Annotated in this window: 15 protein-coding genes; 8 read left to right on the top strand and 7 right to left on the bottom strand. The window is 64.5% G+C overall.

Annotation, left to right across the window (positions count from 1 at the left end):
• The first annotated feature begins 196 nt into the window (after positions 1–196).
• A complete protein-coding gene (locus ABIB38_RS05145) occupies positions 197–1,366 on the top strand; it encodes a diguanylate cyclase (RefSeq protein WP_429202330.1) in 1,170 nt (389 codons plus the stop codon).
• A 4-nt stretch (positions 1,367–1,370) separates the two neighbouring features.
• On the opposite strand, the gene ABIB38_RS05140 is transcribed toward ABIB38_RS05145, so the two are convergent.
• Positions 1,371–1,871, bottom strand: coding sequence for a DUF4124 domain-containing protein (locus ABIB38_RS05140; protein WP_429202328.1), 501 nt, complete (start codon positions 1,869–1,871; stop codon positions 1,371–1,373).
• Positions 1,872–2,023: 152 nt separating this feature from the next.
• Between ABIB38_RS05140 and guaB the strand changes: the two genes are divergently transcribed.
• Together guaB and guaA are read left to right on the top strand one after the other, a co-directional pair.
• Complete coding sequence (gene guaB / locus ABIB38_RS05135; protein WP_429202326.1) at positions 2,024–3,484, top strand: IMP dehydrogenase; 1,461 nt, start codon at positions 2,024–2,026, stop codon at positions 3,482–3,484.
• Between the two features lie 144 nt (positions 3,485–3,628).
• Positions 3,629–5,239 carry a glutamine-hydrolyzing GMP synthase gene (gene guaA, locus ABIB38_RS05130; protein ID WP_429202324.1) on the top strand — a complete coding sequence of 537 codons (1,611 nt, stop codon included), beginning with the start codon at positions 3,629–3,631 and terminating at the stop codon, positions 5,237–5,239.
• 221 nt (positions 5,240–5,460) lie between these two features.
• On the opposite strand, the gene ABIB38_RS05125 is transcribed toward guaA, so the two are convergent.
• Both ABIB38_RS05125 and ABIB38_RS05120 read right to left on the bottom strand, forming a co-directional pair.
• Positions 5,461–6,012, bottom strand: a complete 552-nt coding sequence (locus tag ABIB38_RS05125; RefSeq protein WP_429202323.1) for an isochorismatase family protein — start codon at positions 6,010–6,012, stop codon at positions 5,461–5,463.
• Positions 6,013–6,014: 2 nt separating this feature from the next.
• Positions 6,015–6,698 (bottom strand): TetR/AcrR family transcriptional regulator, encoded by a 684-nt coding sequence (locus ABIB38_RS05120; protein WP_429202322.1) that lies wholly within the window; start codon positions 6,696–6,698, stop codon positions 6,015–6,017.
• Positions 6,699–6,771: 73 nt separating this feature from the next.
• Between ABIB38_RS05120 and ABIB38_RS05115 the strand changes: the two genes are divergently transcribed.
• From ABIB38_RS05115 to ABIB38_RS05105, 3 genes are all read left to right on the top strand, one after another.
• Positions 6,772–8,385 carry a 4-hydroxyphenylacetate 3-hydroxylase family protein gene (locus ABIB38_RS05115; protein WP_429202320.1) on the top strand — a complete coding sequence of 538 codons (1,614 nt, stop codon included), beginning with the start codon at positions 6,772–6,774 and terminating at the stop codon, positions 8,383–8,385.
• 64 nt (positions 8,386–8,449) lie between these two features.
• On the top strand, positions 8,450–10,336 hold the full coding sequence (locus ABIB38_RS05110; RefSeq protein ID WP_429202318.1) for a propionate--CoA ligase: 1,887 nt from the start codon (positions 8,450–8,452) through the stop codon (positions 10,334–10,336).
• Between the two features lie 242 nt (positions 10,337–10,578).
• Positions 10,579–12,489: a patatin-like phospholipase family protein gene (locus tag ABIB38_RS05105; RefSeq protein WP_429202316.1), complete on the top strand. Its 1,911-nt coding sequence runs from the start codon at positions 10,579–10,581 to the stop codon at positions 12,487–12,489.
• Positions 12,490–12,786: 297 nt separating this feature from the next.
• Here ABIB38_RS05105 and ABIB38_RS05100 read toward each other — a convergent pair.
• Positions 12,787–13,937 (bottom strand): IS3 family transposase gene (locus ABIB38_RS05100; RefSeq protein ID WP_429202314.1). Its coding sequence is split into 2 segments (ribosomal slippage): positions 12,787–13,697 and positions 13,697–13,937, totalling 1,152 coding nucleotides; the frame shifts between segments, so codons are not numbered across the junction.
• Between the two features lie 456 nt (positions 13,938–14,393).
• Here ABIB38_RS05100 and ABIB38_RS05095 point away from each other — a divergent pair.
• Together ABIB38_RS05095 and ABIB38_RS05090 are read left to right on the top strand one after the other, a co-directional pair.
• Positions 14,394–15,974 carry an isocitrate lyase gene (locus ABIB38_RS05095; RefSeq protein WP_429202313.1) on the top strand — a complete coding sequence of 527 codons (1,581 nt, stop codon included), beginning with the start codon at positions 14,394–14,396 and terminating at the stop codon, positions 15,972–15,974.
• Between the two features lie 68 nt (positions 15,975–16,042).
• Entirely contained in the window at positions 16,043–16,750 is a 708-nt protein-coding gene (locus tag ABIB38_RS05090; RefSeq protein WP_429202311.1) for a 3-hydroxyacyl-CoA dehydrogenase NAD-binding domain-containing protein, read from the top strand.
• A 574-nt stretch (positions 16,751–17,324) separates the two neighbouring features.
• Here the strand turns inward: ABIB38_RS05090 and ABIB38_RS05085 are convergent.
• From ABIB38_RS05085 to ABIB38_RS05075, 3 genes are read right to left on the bottom strand one after another with little or no spacing between them, the layout of a single operon-like run.
• Positions 17,325–18,266 carry a DMT family transporter gene (locus tag ABIB38_RS05085; RefSeq protein WP_429202309.1) on the bottom strand — a complete coding sequence of 314 codons (942 nt, stop codon included), beginning with the start codon at positions 18,264–18,266 and terminating at the stop codon, positions 17,325–17,327.
• Positions 18,263–19,441: a Gfo/Idh/MocA family protein gene (locus ABIB38_RS05080; protein WP_429202307.1), complete on the bottom strand. Its 1,179-nt coding sequence runs from the start codon at positions 19,439–19,441 to the stop codon at positions 18,263–18,265. The genes ABIB38_RS05085 and ABIB38_RS05080 overlap by 4 nt, the downstream gene beginning before the upstream one ends.
• Positions 19,442–19,451: 10 nt before the next feature.
• Entirely contained in the window at positions 19,452–20,414 is a 963-nt protein-coding gene (locus ABIB38_RS05075; RefSeq protein WP_429202305.1) for a PDR/VanB family oxidoreductase, read from the bottom strand.
• Between the last annotated feature and the right edge of the window lie 43 nt (positions 20,415–20,457).

The following is a 20,457-nucleotide window of genomic DNA, read 5'->3' as shown; positions in this document are numbered from 1 at the left end:
TGACGACTCCCATGGGCCGAGGCGTGCATGCGGCGAAAGGCAAGGGCGCACGGCGCCCCGGAGCCTGGCCTGACACGATGGCGCCCATTCGTCGCCGCCGTGCCGCCATGCCGGTGTGTCCACCCGCCGCGTTACTACCCGCCTTATTGCTGTGCCGATATTAAATGCCGTAAGTTTGTTATTGGTGACCACCGCCTTGTCCGGTGTCATGCTGCTGGTCCTGTCGTCGCTCGCCAAGAGCGAGGTGGCGGGTATCCGTGAGTGGCGACGGGCGAACCTGCTGGCGGTGGTGGCGCTGACGCTGTTCGCCGGGCGCGGGCTGGTCCCCGATTTCCTGAGCATCGAGGTGGCCAACGCGCTCTACATGGGCACGATCACGATGTGCTATGCGGGCTTTCGCCGTTTCCTGGGGCGCTCGGTCCCGTGGCGGATGCTGGCGTGCGGGGCGCTGGCCGCCATGTCCGCGCTCGTGTTCTTCCATCTTGCCGTCGATTCGCCGCCGCTGCGCATCGTGGCGATGTCGATCTACCACAGCGCCGTCTGTTTCGCGATCGGCGTCGCCTTGCGCGCGCCGGCCGAGCCGCGCCTGCGCTATTCGTTCATCTTCACCCGCTGCGCCGCCCTGGTGCTGGGCGTGGGCCACGCCTGGCGCGGCGCCTTCTACGCCATCGATGCCTACCAGCCTTATTCGCTGCTCGAGGCGAGCAACTACAATATGGTGTTCTTTGCGATCGGCACCCTGGCGCTGCCGGCGCTGACGCTGGGCGCCGTGATGATGGCCAATGCGCGCCTGATCGCCGCCAGCATGCACGCCGCCGACCACGATCACCTGACCGGCGCCGCCTCGCGCCGCGCATTCTTCGCCTTCGCCGAGCGCGAGCTGGCGCGGGCCGGGCGCAGTGGCAGCGGTCTCGGCCTGTTGCTGGTGGATGCCGACCACTTCAAGCGCATCAATGACACCCATGGCCACGGGGTCGGCGACCAGGTGCTGCGCGACCTCGTCGAGCGCACCCGGCAAGCCATCCGCAAGATCGACTACTGCGCGCGCCTGGGCGGCGAAGAGTTCGCGGTGCTGCTGCCCGACGCCGACGGCGGCACGGTGCTCGCGGTGGCGCAGCGCCTGCGCGCCGCGCTCGAACACGCGCTGCCGGCGGGGGCGGGCGAGGCCGGCGTGTCCTGTACGGTCAGCATCGGCATGGCCATGCTGCAACCTGGCGAGCACATCGCCAGCCTGATGGCGCGCGCCGATACGGCCCTGTACGCGGCCAAGGCGGGCGGGCGCAACCGCGTGGAGGTCGCGCCCGAGCCGCTCACCGGCCCGATGAGCGGCGCGCTGAGCGGCAAACTGAGCGAGCCGGCGGCGTAGCGGCTCAGCGGCACTCCTGCAGCGCGCGCTTCACCTGTTCGCTGCGCGCGGCCTTTTCTTCGTCGCTCAGATAGGTTTTTTCGCCATCCGGTCCGACCCGCGCGACGCGCATGCCCGAGGCGAGACTGGCCTCTGTCTCGCGCGCCGCGGCGCAATGCTCGGCCAGGCGCCGGCGGCGCGCGGCTTCTTCCTGGCTTGCTTGCTCCTGCTCGGCGCGCGCCTTGCTGCGTTCGCGGAAGGCGGCTTCCTGCTCGGCCAGGGTGGGCGCTCTGGCCGCGGCCTGGCCCCCGGTTGGCGTCGCGGCGGCAGGTTCCGCAGGAGGCGCTGGTTCGGGCGCCGGGCGGCCGGGCGACTTGAGGATCTTGCTGGCCGGCGTGCCGGGCGGCGGTGGGCGGTCGGTATACTGGCGCGTGCCGTTGGGGCCGATCCAGACGTACTGGGCATGGGCGGCGGTCGCGGCAAAGAGGAGCAGGGCGCCGAGGGCGTGTCTGGACAGAAGAGGCATGAGATGGTTCCTGATTGAATCGCGTCGATTTCGCCATGTCCTGGCTCGGCTGTCAATTGCCGGGCGCACCATGCAAAAGAAATTTTGCGCCTCCCCGGCGACGGCAATGGGGAGTTTCTGTATAATTCGCTTTTGCGCCTATAGGAAATACTATGCGTCTCCTCCAAAAAGCACTCACCTTCGATGACGTGCTGCTCGTCCCGGCTTATTCCAACGTTCTCCCGGCCCAAACCTCGCTGCGTACCAAGCTGACCCGGAACATCACGCTGAACATTCCGCTGCTGTCGGCGGCCATGGACACCGTCACCGAATCACGTCTGGCGATCGCAATGGCGCAAGAGGGCGGCATCGGCATCATTCACAAGAACCTGAGGCCGAGCGACCAGGCGCGCGAAGTGGCGCGGGTGAAGCGTTTCGAAGCCGGCGTGCTGCGCGACCCGATCACGATCCCGCCGACCATGAAGATCCGTGAAGTGCTGGCGCTCTCGCAGCAGCACGGCATCAGCGGCTTCCCGGTGGTCGAGGGCAGCCAGGTGGTGGGCATCATCACCAACCGCGACCTGCGTTTCGAGGAAGACCTGGAAGCCGAAGCGCGCGCCAAGATGACGCCGCGCGAGAAGCTGGTGACCGTGAAGGAGAACGCGGACACGGCTGAAGCCAAGCGCCTGATGAACAAGCACCGCCTGGAGCGCGTGCTGGTGATCAACGACGACTTCGAGCTGCGCGGCCTGATCACCGTGAAAGACATTCAAAAGTCGCACGAGCACCCGCTGGCCTCAAAAGATTCGCAGGGTAAGCTGCTGGTCGGCGCCGCCACCGGCGTGGGCCCGCGCGACGAGGAGCGCATCGAACTGCTGGTCGCCGCCGGCGTGGACGTGCTGGTGGTGGACACCGCCCACGGCCACTCGCAGGGCATCCTGGACCGCGTGAAATGGATCAAGGAGCGCTTCCCGCACGTGGACGTCATCGGCGGCAACATCGCCACCGCCGCCGCGGCGCTGGCGCTGGTGGAAGCGGGCGCCGATGCGGTGAAGGTTGGCATCGGCCCCGGCTCGATCTGCACCACCCGTATCGTCGCCGGCGTCGGCGTGCCGCAGATCACCGCGATCTCGAACGTGGCCAAGGCGCTCGAAGGCACCGGTGTGCCGTGCATCGCCGACGGCGGCATCCGCTTCTCGGGCGACATCTCGAAAGCGCTGGCAGCCGGCGCCCACACGGTCATGATGGGTTCGATGTTCGCCGGCACCGAAGAAGCGCCGGGCGAAGTGATCCTGTATCAGGGCCGCAGCTACAAATCCTACCGCGGCATGGGCAGCCTGGGCGCGATGGCCGACGGTTCGGCCGACCGCTACTTCCAGGAAGCCTCGAGCACGGCCGACAAGTTCGTCCCGGAAGGCATCGAAGGCCGTGTCGCCTACAAGGGCAGCGTGCTGGCGATCATCTTCCAGCTGATCGGCGGCGTGCGCCAGTCGATGGGCTACTGCGGCTGCTCGACCATCGATGAGCTGCGCGAGAAGGCGGAGTTCGTCGAGATCACCTCGGCCGGCATGCGCGAATCGCATGTGCACGACGTGCAGATCACGAAAGAAGCGCCGAACTACCGTTCGGAGTAATCGACATCCGCCGCGGCCTTAGCGACGGCTGCGCTCTTGTGGGGTGGACGGGTTCCCCTCCCACCCGTTCAATCGACGCACGCGCTGTTTGAACGCGTGGCCGGCGCAGCCATCCACCCTACGATCACCACCTACTGTCTCCCTATGCATTCCAAAATCCTCATCCTCGATTTCGGTTCCCAGGTTACCCAGCTGATCGCCCGCCGCGTGCGTGACGCCGGCGTGTTCTCCGAAGTCTTCCCCTATGACGTCAGCGACGAGTTCGTCCGCGAATACGGCGCCTCGGGCATCATCCTGTCGGGCAGCCACAACTCGACGCTCGAAGGCGATTCGCCGCGCGCGCCGCAGGCGGTATTCGAAGCCGGCGTGCCGGTGCTGGGCATCTGCTACGGCATGCAGACCATGGCGGCCCAGCTGGGCGGCAGGGTCGAGAACGGCCTGAAGCGCGAATTCGGCTACGCCGAAGTGCGCGCCCGCGGCCATACGGCGCTGCTCAACGGCATCAACGACTTTGTGACCGACGAAGGCCACGGCATGCTGAAGGTCTGGATGAGTCACGGCGACAAGGTGCTGGAGATGCCGGAAGGCTTCAAGCTGATGGGTTCGACCGACAGCTGCCCGATCGCCGCGATGGCCGACGAAGAGCGCCGCTTCTACGCGTTGCAGTTCCACCCGGAAGTGACCCACACCACCCAGGGCGAAGCCATCATCGGCCGCTTCGTGCACGAGATCTGCGGCTGCAAGTCGGACTGGAACATGCCCGACTATATCGGCGAAGCCGTCGCCAAGATCCGCGAGCAGGTCGGCACCGATGAGGTGATCCTGGGCCTGTCGGGCGGCGTCGACTCGAGCGTCGCCGCCGCGCTGATCCACCGCGCGATCGGCGACCAGCTGACCTGCGTGTTCGTGGACCACGGCCTGCTGCGCAAGGACGAAGGCAAGATGGTCATGGACATGTTCTCCAAGAACCTCGGCGTAAAAGTCGTGCGTATCGATGCCGAGGCGCAGTTCATGGGTCACCTGGCCGGCGTCACCGACCCCGAGCAGAAGCGCAAGATCATCGGCCGCGAGTTCGTCGAGGTATTCCAGGTCGAAGCGGGCAAGCTGACCAACGCCAGGTGGCTGGCGCAGGGCACGATTTATCCGGACGTGATCGAATCGGCCGGCAAGGGCAAAAAGGGCCAGACCATCAAGAGCCACCACAATGTGGGCGGCCTGCCGGAGACCCTGAACCTCAAGTTGCTCGAGCCGCTGCGCGAGCTGTTCAAGGACGAGGTGCGCAAACTCGGCGTGGCGCTGGGGCTGCCGCATGACATGGTCTATCGTCATCCGTTCCCGGGCCCTGGCCTGGGCGTGCGCATCCTGGGCGAGGTGAAGAAGGAGTATGCCGATCTGCTGCGCGAGGCGGACGCGATCTTCATCGAAGAGCTGCGCAACACCCCGTTCGAAGTGCCGCACGTGCCGGGCATCGATGCGGGCAAGGCGCCGGTGAACTGGTACGAGGCGACCAGCCAGGCGTTCGCCGTGTTCCTGCCGGTGAAGTCGGTGGGGGTGATGGGCGACGGGCGTACTTATGAGTACGTGGTGGCGCTGCGTGCGGTGCAGACGCTGGACTTCATGACGGCGCAGTGGGCGCATTTGCCGCATTCGCTGCTGGGCAAGGTGAGCAATCGGATCATCAACGAGGTGCGTGGTTTGAATCGCGTTGTGTATGACATTTCGGGCAAGCCGCCGGCGACGATTGAGTGGGAGTGAAACGCAGCGTGGCAAAGAGTGGCATCAACGACGCCTGAGCCCCTGATTTCCTCATCCTGGACGGGGGCAGCGGCGCCCGGTTGCCTGTTGTGCCGGCTTCCCTGCGTCGCCTGGACGCCCGATGCCGCGCGTGCTTGATACGGCCCGACAACTGGCGCTGACCGCTGGCGGCGTGCTCGTCTTCGTATCGGCTCGAACGCTCGAAGTTCTCCCGCCTCGCCTCAGGCGGATGCCTTGATCAGTTCCAGCACTTCACGGAAGCGTGCCTGCCTGCAGTCGCCCAGCCACTCGAACATGACCATCTCGTGGGTCACGATCGTCGCGCCTGCGTGGGCCAGTCGGCTCATCGCAGCGGCGTGATCGCCGGGGTGGCGCGAACCGCTTGCATTGGCGACGACCCAGACGCGCTTCCCGCTTTCAAGCAGTCCGAGCGCCGTTTGCATCATGCAGACGTGGGCTTCGCAACCGGCGATGACGATCTGCTCGCATCCGGGCTTCGCGTCGTCCAGCGCGCCCAGCAGCCCGTCTTTGCACGCGTCGAAGTGGGTCTTGGCGAGGGTGCGGTCACACCCGGCCTTGACCTGTTCAAGGTTCGGTCCGAGCTTGTCCGGATTCTGTTCGGTCCCCAGTACTGGAATGCCGAGCAGCCGCGCTACCTGGCCGAGCAGCTGTGCAATGCCCGCGACGTGGCTAGCTTCGTGAATCGCCGGCATCAGCCTCGACTGGTAGTCCACCAGCACCAGTACGCTTTTTTCAGCACGCATCATAGTCATCGTCAACTCCGCGAATGCGCTTCAGCCCGGGAGACCAGCTGTGCGAGATAGGTGTCGAACAGATCCTGCGATGCTTGCCTGAACATGCGGATACGCCCGGTGTGGCTGAGCACCAGCAAACCGACGGTATGAGCGAACAGCGCGGTGACTTCTTGCAGCGCCTTCGTCGCCGTCAGGCCGAGCTGTTGCAAGGCGTCCTGAGAGGGCTGCAGCGCATCGCGCAGGCGTGCATTGAGCGTCTCGTTCAGTTCCGGCGTCAGGCCCCGCGGCTGCATGCCCTGGAACAGGTAGAAGCCGAGGTCGAGGTCGCGCGAATTCTCGCGATAGAATTCAAAAAAGGCCCGCGCCGTCGCGCGCAGGCAGTCCGCTCCCGGAGCGCAGTTCTCGCGGGCGTGCTCGACCAGCGCATTGAGCCTGTCGAGCGATTCGCCGAGCAGGGCGCCGTAGAGTGCTTCCTTGCTGGCGAAATAGCTGTAGATCGCGCCTGGCGTGTAGCCGGCCCGGTGCGCGATCTCGCGGATGCTCGTCTTTTCCATTCCCAGTTCGAAGAAGGCCGACCGCGCGGCATCCAGGATCAGTTCGCGCCTGACGTCGGCCAATGCCTGGTGGCGTGCCTGGCGCGCGACCTGGGTCTCCTTTTCCTTCTTGCCGGCGCTGCGGCGGGGTGCGGACGATGGGGTGTTCATGGGGTCAGTATAAACGTTGACAAGCGGATTGAACACCGTTTAATCTGAAGATCACTGTTCAATGGAGATCGCGATGAACGTCCCCCACGAAGCTGCGCCGGCCACCTGCGTCGACCTGATGTCCGGCGAGCAGTACCGCGAATCGCTGCGTGAGTACAAGCCCAGGGTCTACGTCGACGGACGCGAAGTCGACAGCGTGGCCGACGAGCCGGCCTTCCGGCCCGGCATCAATGCCCTGGCCTACACTTACGACTACGCGCTGCGCCCCGAACTGCAGCCGATCGCGCTGGCCACCCAGACCCGGCGCAACCGTGTGGTCAGCAGGATGCTGCACCTGAACGAGTCGGCCGGCGACCTGTTGAACAAGCTCGAGGCCGTGCGGGTGCTGTGCCAGGAAACGGGGTGCGCGCAGCGTTATCTGGCCCACGATGCCCTGAACGGGCTGGCGCAGGCGGTCGCCTGTATCGACGACGCCAAAGGCTCGGCCGAGCACAGGGCCCGCTTCGATGCCTACCTGGCCCACGTGCAGGACCAGGATCTGTCGATCGGCGTGGCGATGACGGACGCGAAGGGCGACCGCAGCAGGAAGCCGCACCAGCAGGCCAATCCGGATACCTACGTCCACATCGTCGAACGCAACGGCAAGGGCATCGTCATCAGCGGCACCAAGGCCATCGTGACGGGCGGGCCCTACATGCACGAGTTGCTGGTCATGCCGAGCCGGAACATGGGACAGGAGGACGAAGACTTTGCCGTATGTTGCGCGGTGCGTGTGGATGAACCGGGCATCACGATCGTCGCCCGGCCGGCGGGGCGACCCGGCGAAAAGCTGGAGCACGGAGACGCCCTGTTCTCGCGCAAATACGGCCAGTCCACGGCCGTGGTCATGTTCGACCGTGTCTTCGTTCCCTGGGAACGCGTGTTCTATGCCGGCGATTGGGAACACAGCCATGTGCTGACCTATAGCTATGCGACCCACCACCGCCACAGCTGTATCGCAGCGCGCGCCGGGTTCGGCGACCTGCTCATCGGCGCCGGCGCACTGATGTGCGAAGCCAACGGCCTCGATCCGGGCGCCAAGAGCAATCTGCGCGACCCGATGGTGGAGCTGATCACCATTACCGAGGGCTTCTATGCCTGCGGTGTCGCGGCAAGCGTCTATGCCACCCAGGACAAATACAGCGGCTCATTCATGCCCGACCCGGTGTTCAGCAACATCGGCAAGTTGCTGCTGGCGACCAAAATCTACGACATGCACCGGATCGCGCACGAGGTTTCCGGCGGCCTGATCGTCGCGCTGCCGGGGCCGGACGAAGACCATAACCCGGCGACGGCTGCCAGGCTCTCCGAAGTGCTGCAGGCCAGCCCGGACATCCCCTACGACAAGCGCATCGAGACGGCACGCTTCATCGAAGACCTGACGGCATCCTATCAGGGCGGCTGGTACTCGGTGATCAGCCTGCACGGTGGCGGGTCGCCGGCCGCCATGAAGCAGGAAATCTGGCGCAACTACCCGGTCGGAAGCAAGGTCGAGCTGGTGGAGCGCCTGCTCGAGCGTGGTATCCTGCACGACGAAAGTCGCTCGATCACCAGGAATCGCCAGCCCGGCCGCTGCTGCGATACCGGCTGCTCCAAGCCGGGGCAGCCGGTGATGGTACCGCTTCCCGTGAGCACCCGAGCGCAGTGATACCGATGCCGCCGGCTGCCGCGGGCGGCCCGGCCCTGATGAATCACTCACATCTGGAGCGCGCATGGATTATCCGGTCTTTTACCATGAGTCGATCGAATCGCCGGAGACTTTCTGGTCTCGCGAGGCACAGGCCATCGACTGGCATCGCCCCTTTGACGCCGTCCTCTCCACGGCAAGCCCGGAATTTGCCAGGTGGTTCGCTGGCGGCAAGCTCAACCTTTGCCATAATGCGGTCGACCGGCATCTCATCGACCGTGCCGACCAGCCCGCCCTGGTCTGGCATTCGACCGAAGTCAACCAGGAACGCATCTACACCTACGCCGATCTGCACGCGGAAGTGCAGGCGATGGCGGCCGTATTTGTCGCGCATGGTGTCGCCCAGGGCGACCGTGTGCTGATCTACATGCCGATGATTCCGGAGGCCGCGTTCGCGATGCTCGCGTGCGTCCGGCTGGGCGCCATTCACTCCGTCGTGTTCGGTGGCTTTGCCAGCGCAAGCCTGGCGACGCGCATCGAAGATTCGGCCCCGAAGCTGATCGTCTGCGCCGACGCGGGTTCGCGCGACGGCAAGGTCATCGCCTACAAGCCCTTGCTCGACCAGGCCATCGAAGCCTCGGCCTACAAGCCGCAGCAGGTACTCGTCGTCGATCGCGGACTGAGCGCGCCAGCGTGGGTCGAAGGGCGGGACGTGGACTATGCCGGCGCACGGGCCAGGGTGGCCGGGGGCGCGTCCGTGCCATGCGCATGGGTCGATGCATCCCATCCCTCGTATATCCTGTACACGAGCGGGACGACAGGCAAGCCGAAAGGGGTGCAAAGGGATACCGGTGGCTATGCGGTCGCCCTTTCCTCCAGCATGAAGCACATCTTCCTGGGCGAGCCGGGCGGATCCTTTTTCGCCACCAGCGACATCGGGTGGGTCGTCGGGCACAGCTATATCGTCTATGGCCCCTTGATTGCCGGGATGACGACCCTGATGTACGAGGGCCTGCCGACACGGCCGGGCCCGGATATCTGGTGGTCGCTGGTCGAGCGCTTCCGGGTGCGGGCGATGTTCAGTTCCCCGACGGCCGTTCGCGTGCTCAAGAAGGAAGGGCAGGATGCGGCGCGCAAGCATGACCTGAGCTCGCTGCGGGCCCTGTTCCTCGCCGGCGAACCGCTCGACGAAGCGACGTCCGGCTGGGTGCAGGATACCTTGCAGGTGCCGATCGTCGACAACTACTGGCAGACCGAAACCGGCTGGCCGATCCTGGCATCGGCCATCGGCTTCGACAAGTGCGCGCCGAAGGCGGGCAGTGCGGGATTGCCGATGTACGGTTACGACGTCAAGCTGATCGACGAGCTCACCGGCGAAGAGATCGCCGGCGCCAACCGGAAGGGCGTGGTCGCGATTGTGGCGCCGTTACCGCCCGGTTGCATGCAGACCGTGTGGGGCGACGACGACAGGTACGTCGACACTTACTGGCGCAGCATTGCCGGGAAAGTCGTCTACAGCACGTTCGACTGGGGAGTTCGCGACGAGGACGGGTATTTCTTCATCCTGGGACGAACCGACGATGTCATCAACGTGGCAGGCCATCGCATCGGCACGCGCGAACTAGAAGCATGCATTGCGGCCCACCCGGCGATCGCGGAGGTCGCGGTGGTCGGCGTGGCGGATTCGCTGAAGGGACAGGTGCCGCTGGTGTTCGCGGCCGTCAAGCAGGGCAGCGCTCGGCTGAAAGCCGACCTGAAACAGCTGGTTGCCACCCAGTTGGGAGCGGTGGCGCGGCCATCCGATATCCATTTCGTCTCCGCGCTGCCGAAGACCAGGTCGGGGAAACTGCTGAGGAGGGCACTGCAGGCGCTCGCCGAAGGGCGCGACCCGGGCGACCTGAGTACGCTTGAAAATCCTGCCGCCATGGTCGAAGTGGCCGAGTCTCTACAAAAGGAGCCAGTCGGTAGTTAGCACCGGCGCTGCGCATCCCCAGCCACCCGCAGCTTCTCTCGTCGACTGCCGTCGACCGGCATTCGGCCTGGCTCGAGCACAAGATCTCCCGAACCGTCCCGCCACGCGCCGGTCAAACCTGACTTCCTCGGCCAGATCGGAGCACCTCATTAACACCAACGTGCCTGAGCTATGCGACAGCGCCAATGGACAGCCCGCGGCAGGCCGGCCGGTTTGCGTTCAGTTTCCCATAGAGGACGATCATGGCCATCAAGAACATTGCAATCGCCTGCCAGGGCGGGGGCAGCCATGCGGCGTACACGGCGGGTGCGCTGCCGGTGCTGCTGCCCCGCTTCGACAATGTCCTCATTGCGCGCTCCGGCGGCAAGCGGAACTTCGTGGAAGAGGGCAGCGGTGAACACCTGAACCTGGCCGGCATCAGCGGCACCTCGGGTGGCGCGATCAGCGCGCTGCTGGCCTGGTTCGGTTACCTGACCGGTGGACCGCAGGCCGCGCAGGCCCGGCTCGACGCCTTCTGGGATGCGAACTGCGCGCACCAGCCGGGCGAACGCATGCTCAACGAGATGACGCAGTTGACGGGCCGTATGCTGAGCGTCGATCTGAAGTTCAGCCCCTATCTGCCGCCACTGCGCGATATCGAACGCTTCGCCACCCGGACGTGGCCTTGGATGACGAATATGTGGCCGCCCTTGGGTAACTGGATCCGCGACCACTATTTCCAGTTGCGCGAAACGGTCGCACCCCACGTGGATTTCGAACTCGTCGGCGCGATCGGCGATTTCTGCAGCATCGCCCAGGAGGTGAAACGCTGGCAGTCCTGCGACCTGGAGGCAAGGATGGTCGACGCGGGGCAGCCGGGCCACGCCGACATACGCACGAAACGCCATGCCATCGAGGAGAGGATCCGGGCGAAAATGGAGACCACGCGCCGCCTCGTGGATCGGATTGCCCGCCAGGACCTGGAACCGGACTGCGTGCTGCGCGCCGCCTTCGACGCCTGGGAAGTGCCGCAGTACAGCTTTGAGCCCGCCTCGCTCGACCGGCTGGCTGCAGCGGTGCAGGATGTCAGCTACACGATCCCGCAGCTCCTGATTGGCGCCGTCGACATCGACAGCGGCGCTTTCCTCGCCTTCAGCTCGGAACGTTCGCCGGAGGAGGCCGGTGTGACGCTCGACGCGGTCATCGCCTCGGCTTGCCTGCCGTGGATGTTCAAGGCACAGGAGATCGCCTGCATCGACCCGGACACCCAGGAATTGCGCGCCACCGCCTGCTGGGACGGCCTGTTCTCCCAGAATCCGCCGATCAAGAACTTCATCTCCCACCTCGTCGATCCAGCCAAGAAGCCCAACGGACTGTGGATCCTGCAGATCAACCAGGACAAATGCGATTTCAGCAAGCGCATTGCAGACGTGACCGACACCTATCGCTATGGGAGCGAGCTCTGGCATCGGCGCGACACGCTGTCGGGCAACCTGTCGCTGAACCAGGAAATGGCCTTCATCGAAGCGGTCAACCGCCGGCTGGACGACCCATACCAGGCCGGGCGCTCGCAGGACAAGCCGGTCGAAATGGCGCGCATCGTCATGGATGCGGAAGCGGTCAGCGCCGCCACGGGGCGCGAACTGGGTATCTTTTCCAAATTCGACCGTGACCTGGCGCTGAAAAACACGCTGGTCGAGCATGGGCGCGTGCAGGCCGCGCATTTCCTGGCATTGCGCGGCGACCGCGACCCGCTATGCAGCGACCTGGCGGGCGCGCTGGAGCAGTGCGGCGCGCGGCCTGGCAGGGGGCGGGCGCGGGCGGCGATCTGGCGCTCCGCGCAAATCTTCGGCGCAATGCTGTCGCCGGACGTGCTCACGCTCGACCGTGCGCCGGGCATGCACCGGGACGGCGTGCCCGAGGGCAGCCTGATGTGGCACGTGAGCGATGCGGTCGTCGACGGCCGGGTCGTTGGCATCAGGGGCCGCACCGCACTGCTGAACCAGGGAGACGGCTGGCGGCTGGGCGAAACGCGGCTGCTCGAAGTGTGGCAGAAGGAGGCGGCGGTCGCGCAGCGGCCGGGACCGACGGACCGGGAGCAGGAGCTGCAGCCCCCGCCGGCCGGCGCCGAGCGGCGTCATACGGCGGCAGCACGGCCGCGGGGCTTGCACTAGGATGGTGTCCCGGCGCCTGTCCTGCTGCTTTCATCGGCGGGCTGGCGGACCCGATTCATGCTCGCTGCTGCCACGGGCATGGGTGAGCCCGGCATGGTATTGCTCGTGGTATTGCTCACGCAGGACTAATAAATCCGAAACGGATTCAGCAGCTTACCTGAACCATTGATTATCGAATGGGATTGACTGGAGTCCTCTAAGTAACTGATTTTGAATTGAAAAATAAAGAGCCGTTGATCATCGGATTGAATGATCAACGGCTTTTTTACTGTCTTGGCCTGAATCGCCACGAGTTTTCTAGGCACTCGAGAGCCGTTGGAAATACTGCTTTTCATACTCGACCGGCGACAAGTCATTGCTGAAGCTGTGCCGGCGCTTCGGATTGTAGAACATCTCGATGTAATCGAAGACATCCTGCCTTGCCTCTTCCCGGGTGCCGTAAATCTTGCGTCGGATTCGTTCCCTTTTCAAGAGCTGGAAGAAGCTCTCGGCCACGGCGTTATCGTGGCAGTTTCCTCGTCGGCTCATGCTTTGCTGCAGATTGTGCTGGCTCAGGAAGTCGCGCCAGTCATAGCTGCTGAACTGACTGCCCTGATCGGAATGCACCATCACCGTATTCTTGGGCTGCCGCCGCCAAACCGCCATCAAGAGCGCATTCATCGCCAGCTCGCGATCGATGCGTGAACTCATCGACCAGCCAATTACCTGGCGCGAGAACAGATCAAGCACCACGGCTAGATAAAGCCAGCCCTCATAAGTGCGGATGTACGTGATATCTGTCACCCAGACCCGATTCGGTTCTTGCACGTCGAACTGGCGCTGAAGATGGTTGGGCGCTACCAGCGAAGGGGCGCCGCCGCGTTTGTACTTGCGCTTGGCGTAGCCGGTTTGCGAACGAATCCCGGCCGACCTCATCAGACGGTGGACGCGATTGATGCCGCATTGTTCACCGAGCTCGCGCAGATCGTCGCTGACTTTACGGTAACCGTACACGCTGCCGCTTTCCAGCCACGATTCCTTGATGGGAACCAGAAGGCGCTTGTCTTCCCTGGCTCGCTTGCTTTCAGGGCTCAGGCGCCACGCATAGAAGCCACTCGGATGCACCTCGAGCACTTTGCACAGCCGGCGCACCGGAAATTGGTCCTGCAACTCAATAATTAAGGTGTACCGTACCCGGACGTCTTGGCAAAGTACACCGCGGCCTTTTTCAATATGTCACGCTCCTCCGTGACGCGCTTGAGCTCGGCCTTCAGGCGCCGCATCTCGTCGGACTGGGCATCGACAGCCTTGCGCTCCGCCTCGGGCACGCCATAGCGCTTCGTCCAGGCGTACAGACTGTGGATGCTTATCCCGAGCCGTGCCGCTACTTCGCTCGCCGGGTGACCGCCCTGCGCCACCTGCTTGACCGCTGCAATCTTGAATTCCTCTGTGTACCGCTTACCGCTCATATCTTCTCCTTGTGCCCGACATTATGGCTCAGGAGTGTCTACTGAAGTCGTGGCGATTCAGTGAGCTTGTGCAGACTGAATGTCCCTCCAAGCAAGCGCGCATTTTTCTTGGCCAGGATCGACTAGGCATCGAGGTCGCCGAAGGTAGTGGATGCGAATGCCCTGTGAAAACGAGAGTCCTGTTTTCGTCACAGTAAATGACATTTCACAATACAAAATGCTCGCTGCGCAGCAGCAGAAATTTATTCTGCTCTATAAGACTTGTTTTTACTATGTGAAATGAAACTCGTAGGTTATTGAAAACAAAGGAAATTAATTTACTTCATCGCGGATGGGTTTAACGCGTGCGATGCAGCAGAACTGCGTACCATTAAATACATGAAGCCGCTTGCTGTATGGGCACTGGCAACATGCTCGGTCATCCAGGTTTTTTAATCCGCAAATCAGGAGTTATTCATGTCTCAGTTTCAAGCCGATATCGAATCGATTTCCAGTCTCAAGAAGGTGTACGGAAGCGCATGGAATGCGATCAATCCCGAGTCTGCCGCACGCATGCGCGCCCAGAACCGGTTCAAGACCGGCCTCGATATCGCGCGCTACACCGCCAAGATCATGCGCACCGATATGGCGGCCTACGATGCCGATCCGTCCATGTATACCCAGTCTCTCGGCTGCTGGCATGGCTTCATCGGCCAGCAAAAGCTGATTTCGATAAAAAAGCATTTCAACAGCACGGATCGCCGCTACCTCTACCTGTCGGGTTGGATGATCGCAGCCCTGCGTTCGGAATTCGGCCCGCTGCCGGACCAGTCGATGCATGAAAAAACGACGGTGCCCGCCCTGATCAAGGAGCTATATACCTTCCTGCGCCAGGCCGACGCACGCGAGCTGGGCGACCTGTTCCGCCAGCTGGACGGCGCATCTAGCGCCGCCAGGGAGGAAATCCAGCAAAAGATCGACCGGCACGTGACCCATGTGGTGCCCATCATCGCCGACATCGACGCCGGTTTCGGTAACGCAGAGGCGACCTATCTGTTGGCCAAGCAGATGATCGAAGCGGGCGCTTGCTGCATCCAGCTTGAAAACCAGGTGTCGGATGAAAAGCAGTGCGGTCACCAGGACGGCAAGGTCACCGTGCCGCACGAGGACTTCCTTGCCAAGATCCGCGCGGTCCGCTACGCCTTCCTCGAACTGGGCGTGGACGACGGTGTGATCGTTGCCCGTACCGATTCCCTGGGCGCTGGCCTCACGAAGCAGATCGCGTTTACCCGCGAACCCGGCGACCTGGGCGACCAGTACAACGCCTTCCTCGACGCCGAAGAAGTGTCGGTCGAGTCCCTGAATAACGGCGACGTGCTCCTCAGCCGCGACGGCAAGCTGGTGCGCCCCAAGCGCCTTCCGAGCAACCTGTTCCAGTTCCGCGAGGGAACGGGCGAAGCCCGCTGCGTGCTCGACAGCATCACCTCGCTGCAGAACGGCGCCGACCTGTTGTGGATCGAAACCGAGAAGCCGCACATCGGCCAGATCGGCGGCATGGTGAAGGAGATCCGCAAGGTGATTCCGAACGCAAAGCTGGTCTATAACAACAGCCCGTCCTTCAACTGGACCCTGAACTTCCGCCAGCAAGTGTTCGACAGCATGAAGGCCGAGGGCAAGGATGTCGGCGCATACGAACGCAACATGCTGATGAGCGCCGAATACGACGAGACGGAGCTGGCGCGCATCGCCGATGAAAAGATCCGTACCTTCCAGGCCGATGCCGCGCGCGAGGCGGGCATCTTCCATCACCTGATCACGCTTCCGACCTACCATACCGCGGCATTGTCGACCGACAACCTGGCCAAGGAATACTTCGGCGATCAAGGCATGCTGGGCTATGTGAAGGGTGTGCAGCGCAAGGAAATCCGCCAGGGCATCGCCTGCGTCAAGCACCAGAACATGTCCGGTTCGGATATCGGCGACGATCACAAGGACTACTTCAGCGGCGAAGCTGCGCTGAAGGCCGGTGGCAAGCACAATACGATGAATCAGTTCTGATCGGCTGCTGGAACGGGGGCGCCTGCCGAGCGCGGCGCCCAACATTCTCACCAATCTCTGGGACAACCATGAATAATACAAACACCGGCTCCGCAAGCACCCTTGCGACTGCCCCGCAGAGCGACGGCGCAATGGACGATCGTCTTCGCGACCACCGCCAGATTCACACAGACCCGCAGGTGCGGACCTTGACGGAAACCGCCGGCTTTTCCGAACAGCCGGCGAATGACGCCGTACGGCCAGTGGGCCGAGTAGGGATCATGGGTGCTCACGGTGCGAGTATCAACCTCGCCATGGGCCTGCTTGACGCCGGCATGCCGGTCACCGTGTTCGACAAGCGGGATGCGCTCGACCAGGGGCTTGCGCTGCTTCGCTCGCGTTACGAACAGTCACTGGTCAGTGGAGCACTGGCTGCGGGCCAGCGCGACTGGCGGCTTGCGCTTTGTAGCGCCACCGCCAGGTTTCACCACCTGAAGGACTGTGATCTCGTCATTGATATGATGTCCGTCGAAACCCAGCTCAGGGAACGATTCTTCCGGCGGCTCGACGAAATCGGCAAGTCCAGCGCAATCCTGATCGTCAACGCTTCTGGATGCGGCGTCGACCGGGTTGCCCGCGTCACCAGGCGCCCCGCCGATGTACTGGGGCTGCGCTTCTCGAACCCTGTCGATCCGTCAGAAAAACTTGTATTGGTTCGTGGACGGGAAACCTCGGGCGAAGCGTATGCTACGACAGCCGGACTGTTCTCCACCATCGGGAAGCTGGCAGAAGAATAGCGCTCGTCCAGCGGCCGCAAGCTGTCCAGATCGGTTGCCGGCAGCGAGCCCGGGACGTCTTGTAGCAGGGGCCGGCATAGTTGCAGCAAACCATTCTTCGCGTTGGACTCGAGACAGTCGTCCCGTGTTCGACATGGCCCGGACCGAGGTACATGGTATATCGGATGGTATCGACGAGTCTTTGGCCATAGGAAGCTCCCTCTGTTCAATGACTTAGCTCAGCCATTGTTCATTGAGTGGGCGTGAGCGGAGTTCCCTAAGTAACTGATTTTGAATTGAAACTGAAGAGCTGTTGGTCATTTGGGGTGAGTGATCAACATCTTTTTTCTATCTTGGCCGACTGGTTTAGTTACGTGCCGATGGTCGACGTGCTGCTTAAAGCCTCACGCGCCTTTCAAATGCTTTGCGAAGAATTTCAAAATGCTCGAGTTCATCGTCGATAGACTTGATCTGACCGTGCGTCCGACAGGCATGAGCGCAGCCGCCACGCATGGCAGAGCCGAACGCGCGGTCGAACGCGCCGATCACCCCACGGAAATCCGCGATCCCGCGCACCGCATCAGTCAGACAAACCCTAGCGCGCCAGCGTCAGCACCGCCACCCCCGCCAGCACCATCGCCCCGCCCATCCATGTCCGCGCCGACAAGACCTCCCTCTGCGCGAACAGATAATACCCGCCCGGGATCACCAGGAGCGGCGTGCTCAGGGTGATCAGGTTGGACAGCGCGACCTCGATATAGCGCAACGACCAGATCGAGCACACCTGCGCCGAGATCGTCAGCACGCCGCAGGCCACGAACAGCAGCAGCCCGCGCCGGTCGGCCGCGCGCAGGCTGGCGGGCAGGCCGCGGACTTCCCGGCCGAGCGCCAGGGACAGCAGCAGCCCGGTGGCCGCGCCCAGCAGGGCGCCGACGATCGGCTGGTTCCAGTCGCGGATCGCCGCGCCGCGCACCACGGTCCCGATCGCATACGCCATCGATCCGCCGGCGCCGAGCATCAGGGCCGAACCCTTGATGCGGTCTGTCAGGCGCGGGCGCACGGGCGCCGGTCCGGCGCGCTGGCCGCGCGAGAACATGCCCGGCACGTAGCCGATCAGCGCCAGCCCCAGGATGGTGAACACGATCGCTCCCGTCCTCGGCGGCGACAGCGTCTCGCCCAGCGCGGCCCAGGCGATCAGCGCCGCGAAGCCGGGACTGCTGACCTGGAACAGGCTGGCCTTGGACGATCCCATGCGCACCACCGCCTCGAAGAAGAACCAGCGTCCGAGATAGGTGGAAAAGGCCCCGCCCAGCATGAAGAACAGCGCCGCCTGCCACGACCAGCCGATGCCGGTTCCGGACAGCAGCAGCTGGCCCGCCAGCAGCAGCGCGCAGAACACGACATTGACGCTCACCGAGACCAGGAAGCCCAGTTCGAGGCCGACCCGCATCGAAGCCTGCTTGATCAGCAGCACATTGGCCGAGAACATGCCCAGCGCGGCCACGGCCAGGACGATGCCGAAGCTGTGCGCGGTCATCCCGCGGCCGCTAGCGCGACGTCGTGGCCCTCGCGGCCGGAGTCGAGCAGCGCCAGGCAGACTTCCAGGGTGGCGCGCGCCCAGCGGCCGTCGTGCAGCGGCGTCACGCCGTGCGCCACCGCGTCCACCAGTTCGTCGATCACTTCGAAGCGCGGCACGGCCGGCGCGGGCAGCGGATGGTGTTCGCGCTTGCGGTCGCCATACACCATCACCCCGGACGGCAGCGGACGCAGGTCGGCGCGCTCGCAGCTGACCACCAGCGGGCCGAAATGCTGGTGCAGGGCGGCCGCATCCAGCGCCGGCGGCCGGTAGTCCGGCCCACCGTAGGTGCCGGCCGCCTTCAGGCGCGCCTCGGCCTCGCTTGATGCCAGGGTGTCCAGGCGCCGCCGCGCGGCGCCGTAGTCGTCCGCGTTCCTGGCATTGCCCATCTCGCCGGTCCAGCCCATCCACTCGTCCGAATCGAAGTGCGCGTAGCCGCTATAGGTGAGCGAGGCGAAGGCGCCGTCCGCGAACCACAGCATGGCGCTGTAGGCGCCCTCGGTGGGGCGCGACGGGTCCCAGGCGCCCAGCGCGGCGCGCACCCGCACCACCGGGCTGCCGGCCAGCAGGCGCACCACGTCCACCTGGTGGGCGGCCTGGCTGAACACCACGCCGCCGCCTTCGGCCGTCATCAGTTCTTCGGGCCGGCGCGGGCGGAACAGGAAGTCGGTGTAGTTCAGGGCGTGGATCATCTTCACCCTGCCGTATTCCCCACCCGCCACCAGCGCGCGCGCCGCCAGGTAGGGCGAGTCGAAGCTGTGGCAGTGGCCCACCACCAGGTGCACGCCCGCTTCCCGGCAGCACGCGATCATCCGATCGCACTCGGCCAGCGAGAGCGCCATCGGTTTCTCCACCAGCACGTGCTTGCCCTGGCGCGCCGCGACTTGCGTGTGGTCCGCATGGAACTGGTGCGGGCTGGCGATGTAGATGGCGTCCACCGCGGCGTCGGCGGCGAGCTCCTCGATCGTCGCGTAGGCGTTGGCCGCGAAATCCTGCGCGAACCGTGCGCGCGCGGTGGGGCGCGGGTCGCAGGCCGCGACCAGCGCGATCCTGGGGTCGCGCAGGAAGGTGGGCAGCATCAGCGAAAAGGCGCGTCCCAGTCCCGCGACGCCCAGCCGGATGGTCGGTGCTGTCATGGCGCCGTCCTCACAGGTCGATCACGATCGTGTCGGTCTTCGCGCGCGATACGCAGGGCATGATGTGGTCGTCCATCTCGTCCGGCATCAGGACCATGTCGCGGTGGTCGGCCACGCCCTCGAGCAGGCGCGTGCGGCAGGTGCCGCAGGTGCCGCTCTCGCACGAGGCGCGCACCTCGCAGCCGCCGGCGCGCAGCACGTCCAGGATGCTTTGCCCGACCGGGACTTCGAATTCGCGGCCGCTGGCGGCCAGCCTGACGGTGAAGGGTCGGTCGTCGGGGCGCGCCGCGCCGCCCTGGGCGAAACTCTCGAAGTGCAGGTTGGCGCTGTTCCAGTGGCCGCCCATGTCGCGCACCGCTTCCATCAGGCCGCGCGGGCCGCAGCAGTAGATATGCTTGCTGCTGGGGCGCTCGAGCACCGGCCACAGGTCGAAGGCCTGGGCGGCGTCGCCGCAGTCGTGGTGGATCACCACGTTGGCGCGCAGCTCGGGCGTCGACAGTTCTTCCAGGAAGGCGGTGGTCTCCGGCGACTGGGTGAAGTAATACAGCTTCCATGGCGCCGGCGGCAGCTCGCCGAACGAGCGGATCATCGACAGGATAGGCGTGATCCCGATGCCGCCGGCGATGAAGATGTAGCCGGCGCGGGTGTCGACCAGCGGGAAGGCGTTGTCGGGCAGCGAGGTCGGCAGGATCATGCCTTCACGCGCCTCGTCGTGCATGCTCAGCGACCCGCCCTGGCCGTTGGGGTCGCGCTTGACGGCGATGACGTAGCGCTCGCGTTCGTTCGGGTCGTTGCACAGCGAATATTTGCGCAGCATGCCGTTCGGCGCCTGCACTGTCACGTGCGCGCCGGGTGTAAATGGTGGCAGCTCGGCGCCGTCCGCGGCCCGCAGCTCGAAGGTGCGGATGCCGTTGGCCGCGTCGCCGACGCTGGCAATGCGCAGCTGCATCATCGCTTCAGTGGTGATTTGCATGTCTCGTTCCTTCCAGTAGCGCCCGCGCTCCAGCCGCCGCGGC

It is taken from the genome of Massilia sp. UYP11, from assembly GCF_050434805.1.
Lineage (GTDB): Bacteria > Pseudomonadota > Gammaproteobacteria > Burkholderiales > Burkholderiaceae_D > Telluria.
Note: the sequence above shows the minus strand (reverse complement) of the source record. Positions and strands in the feature narration are given on the sequence as shown.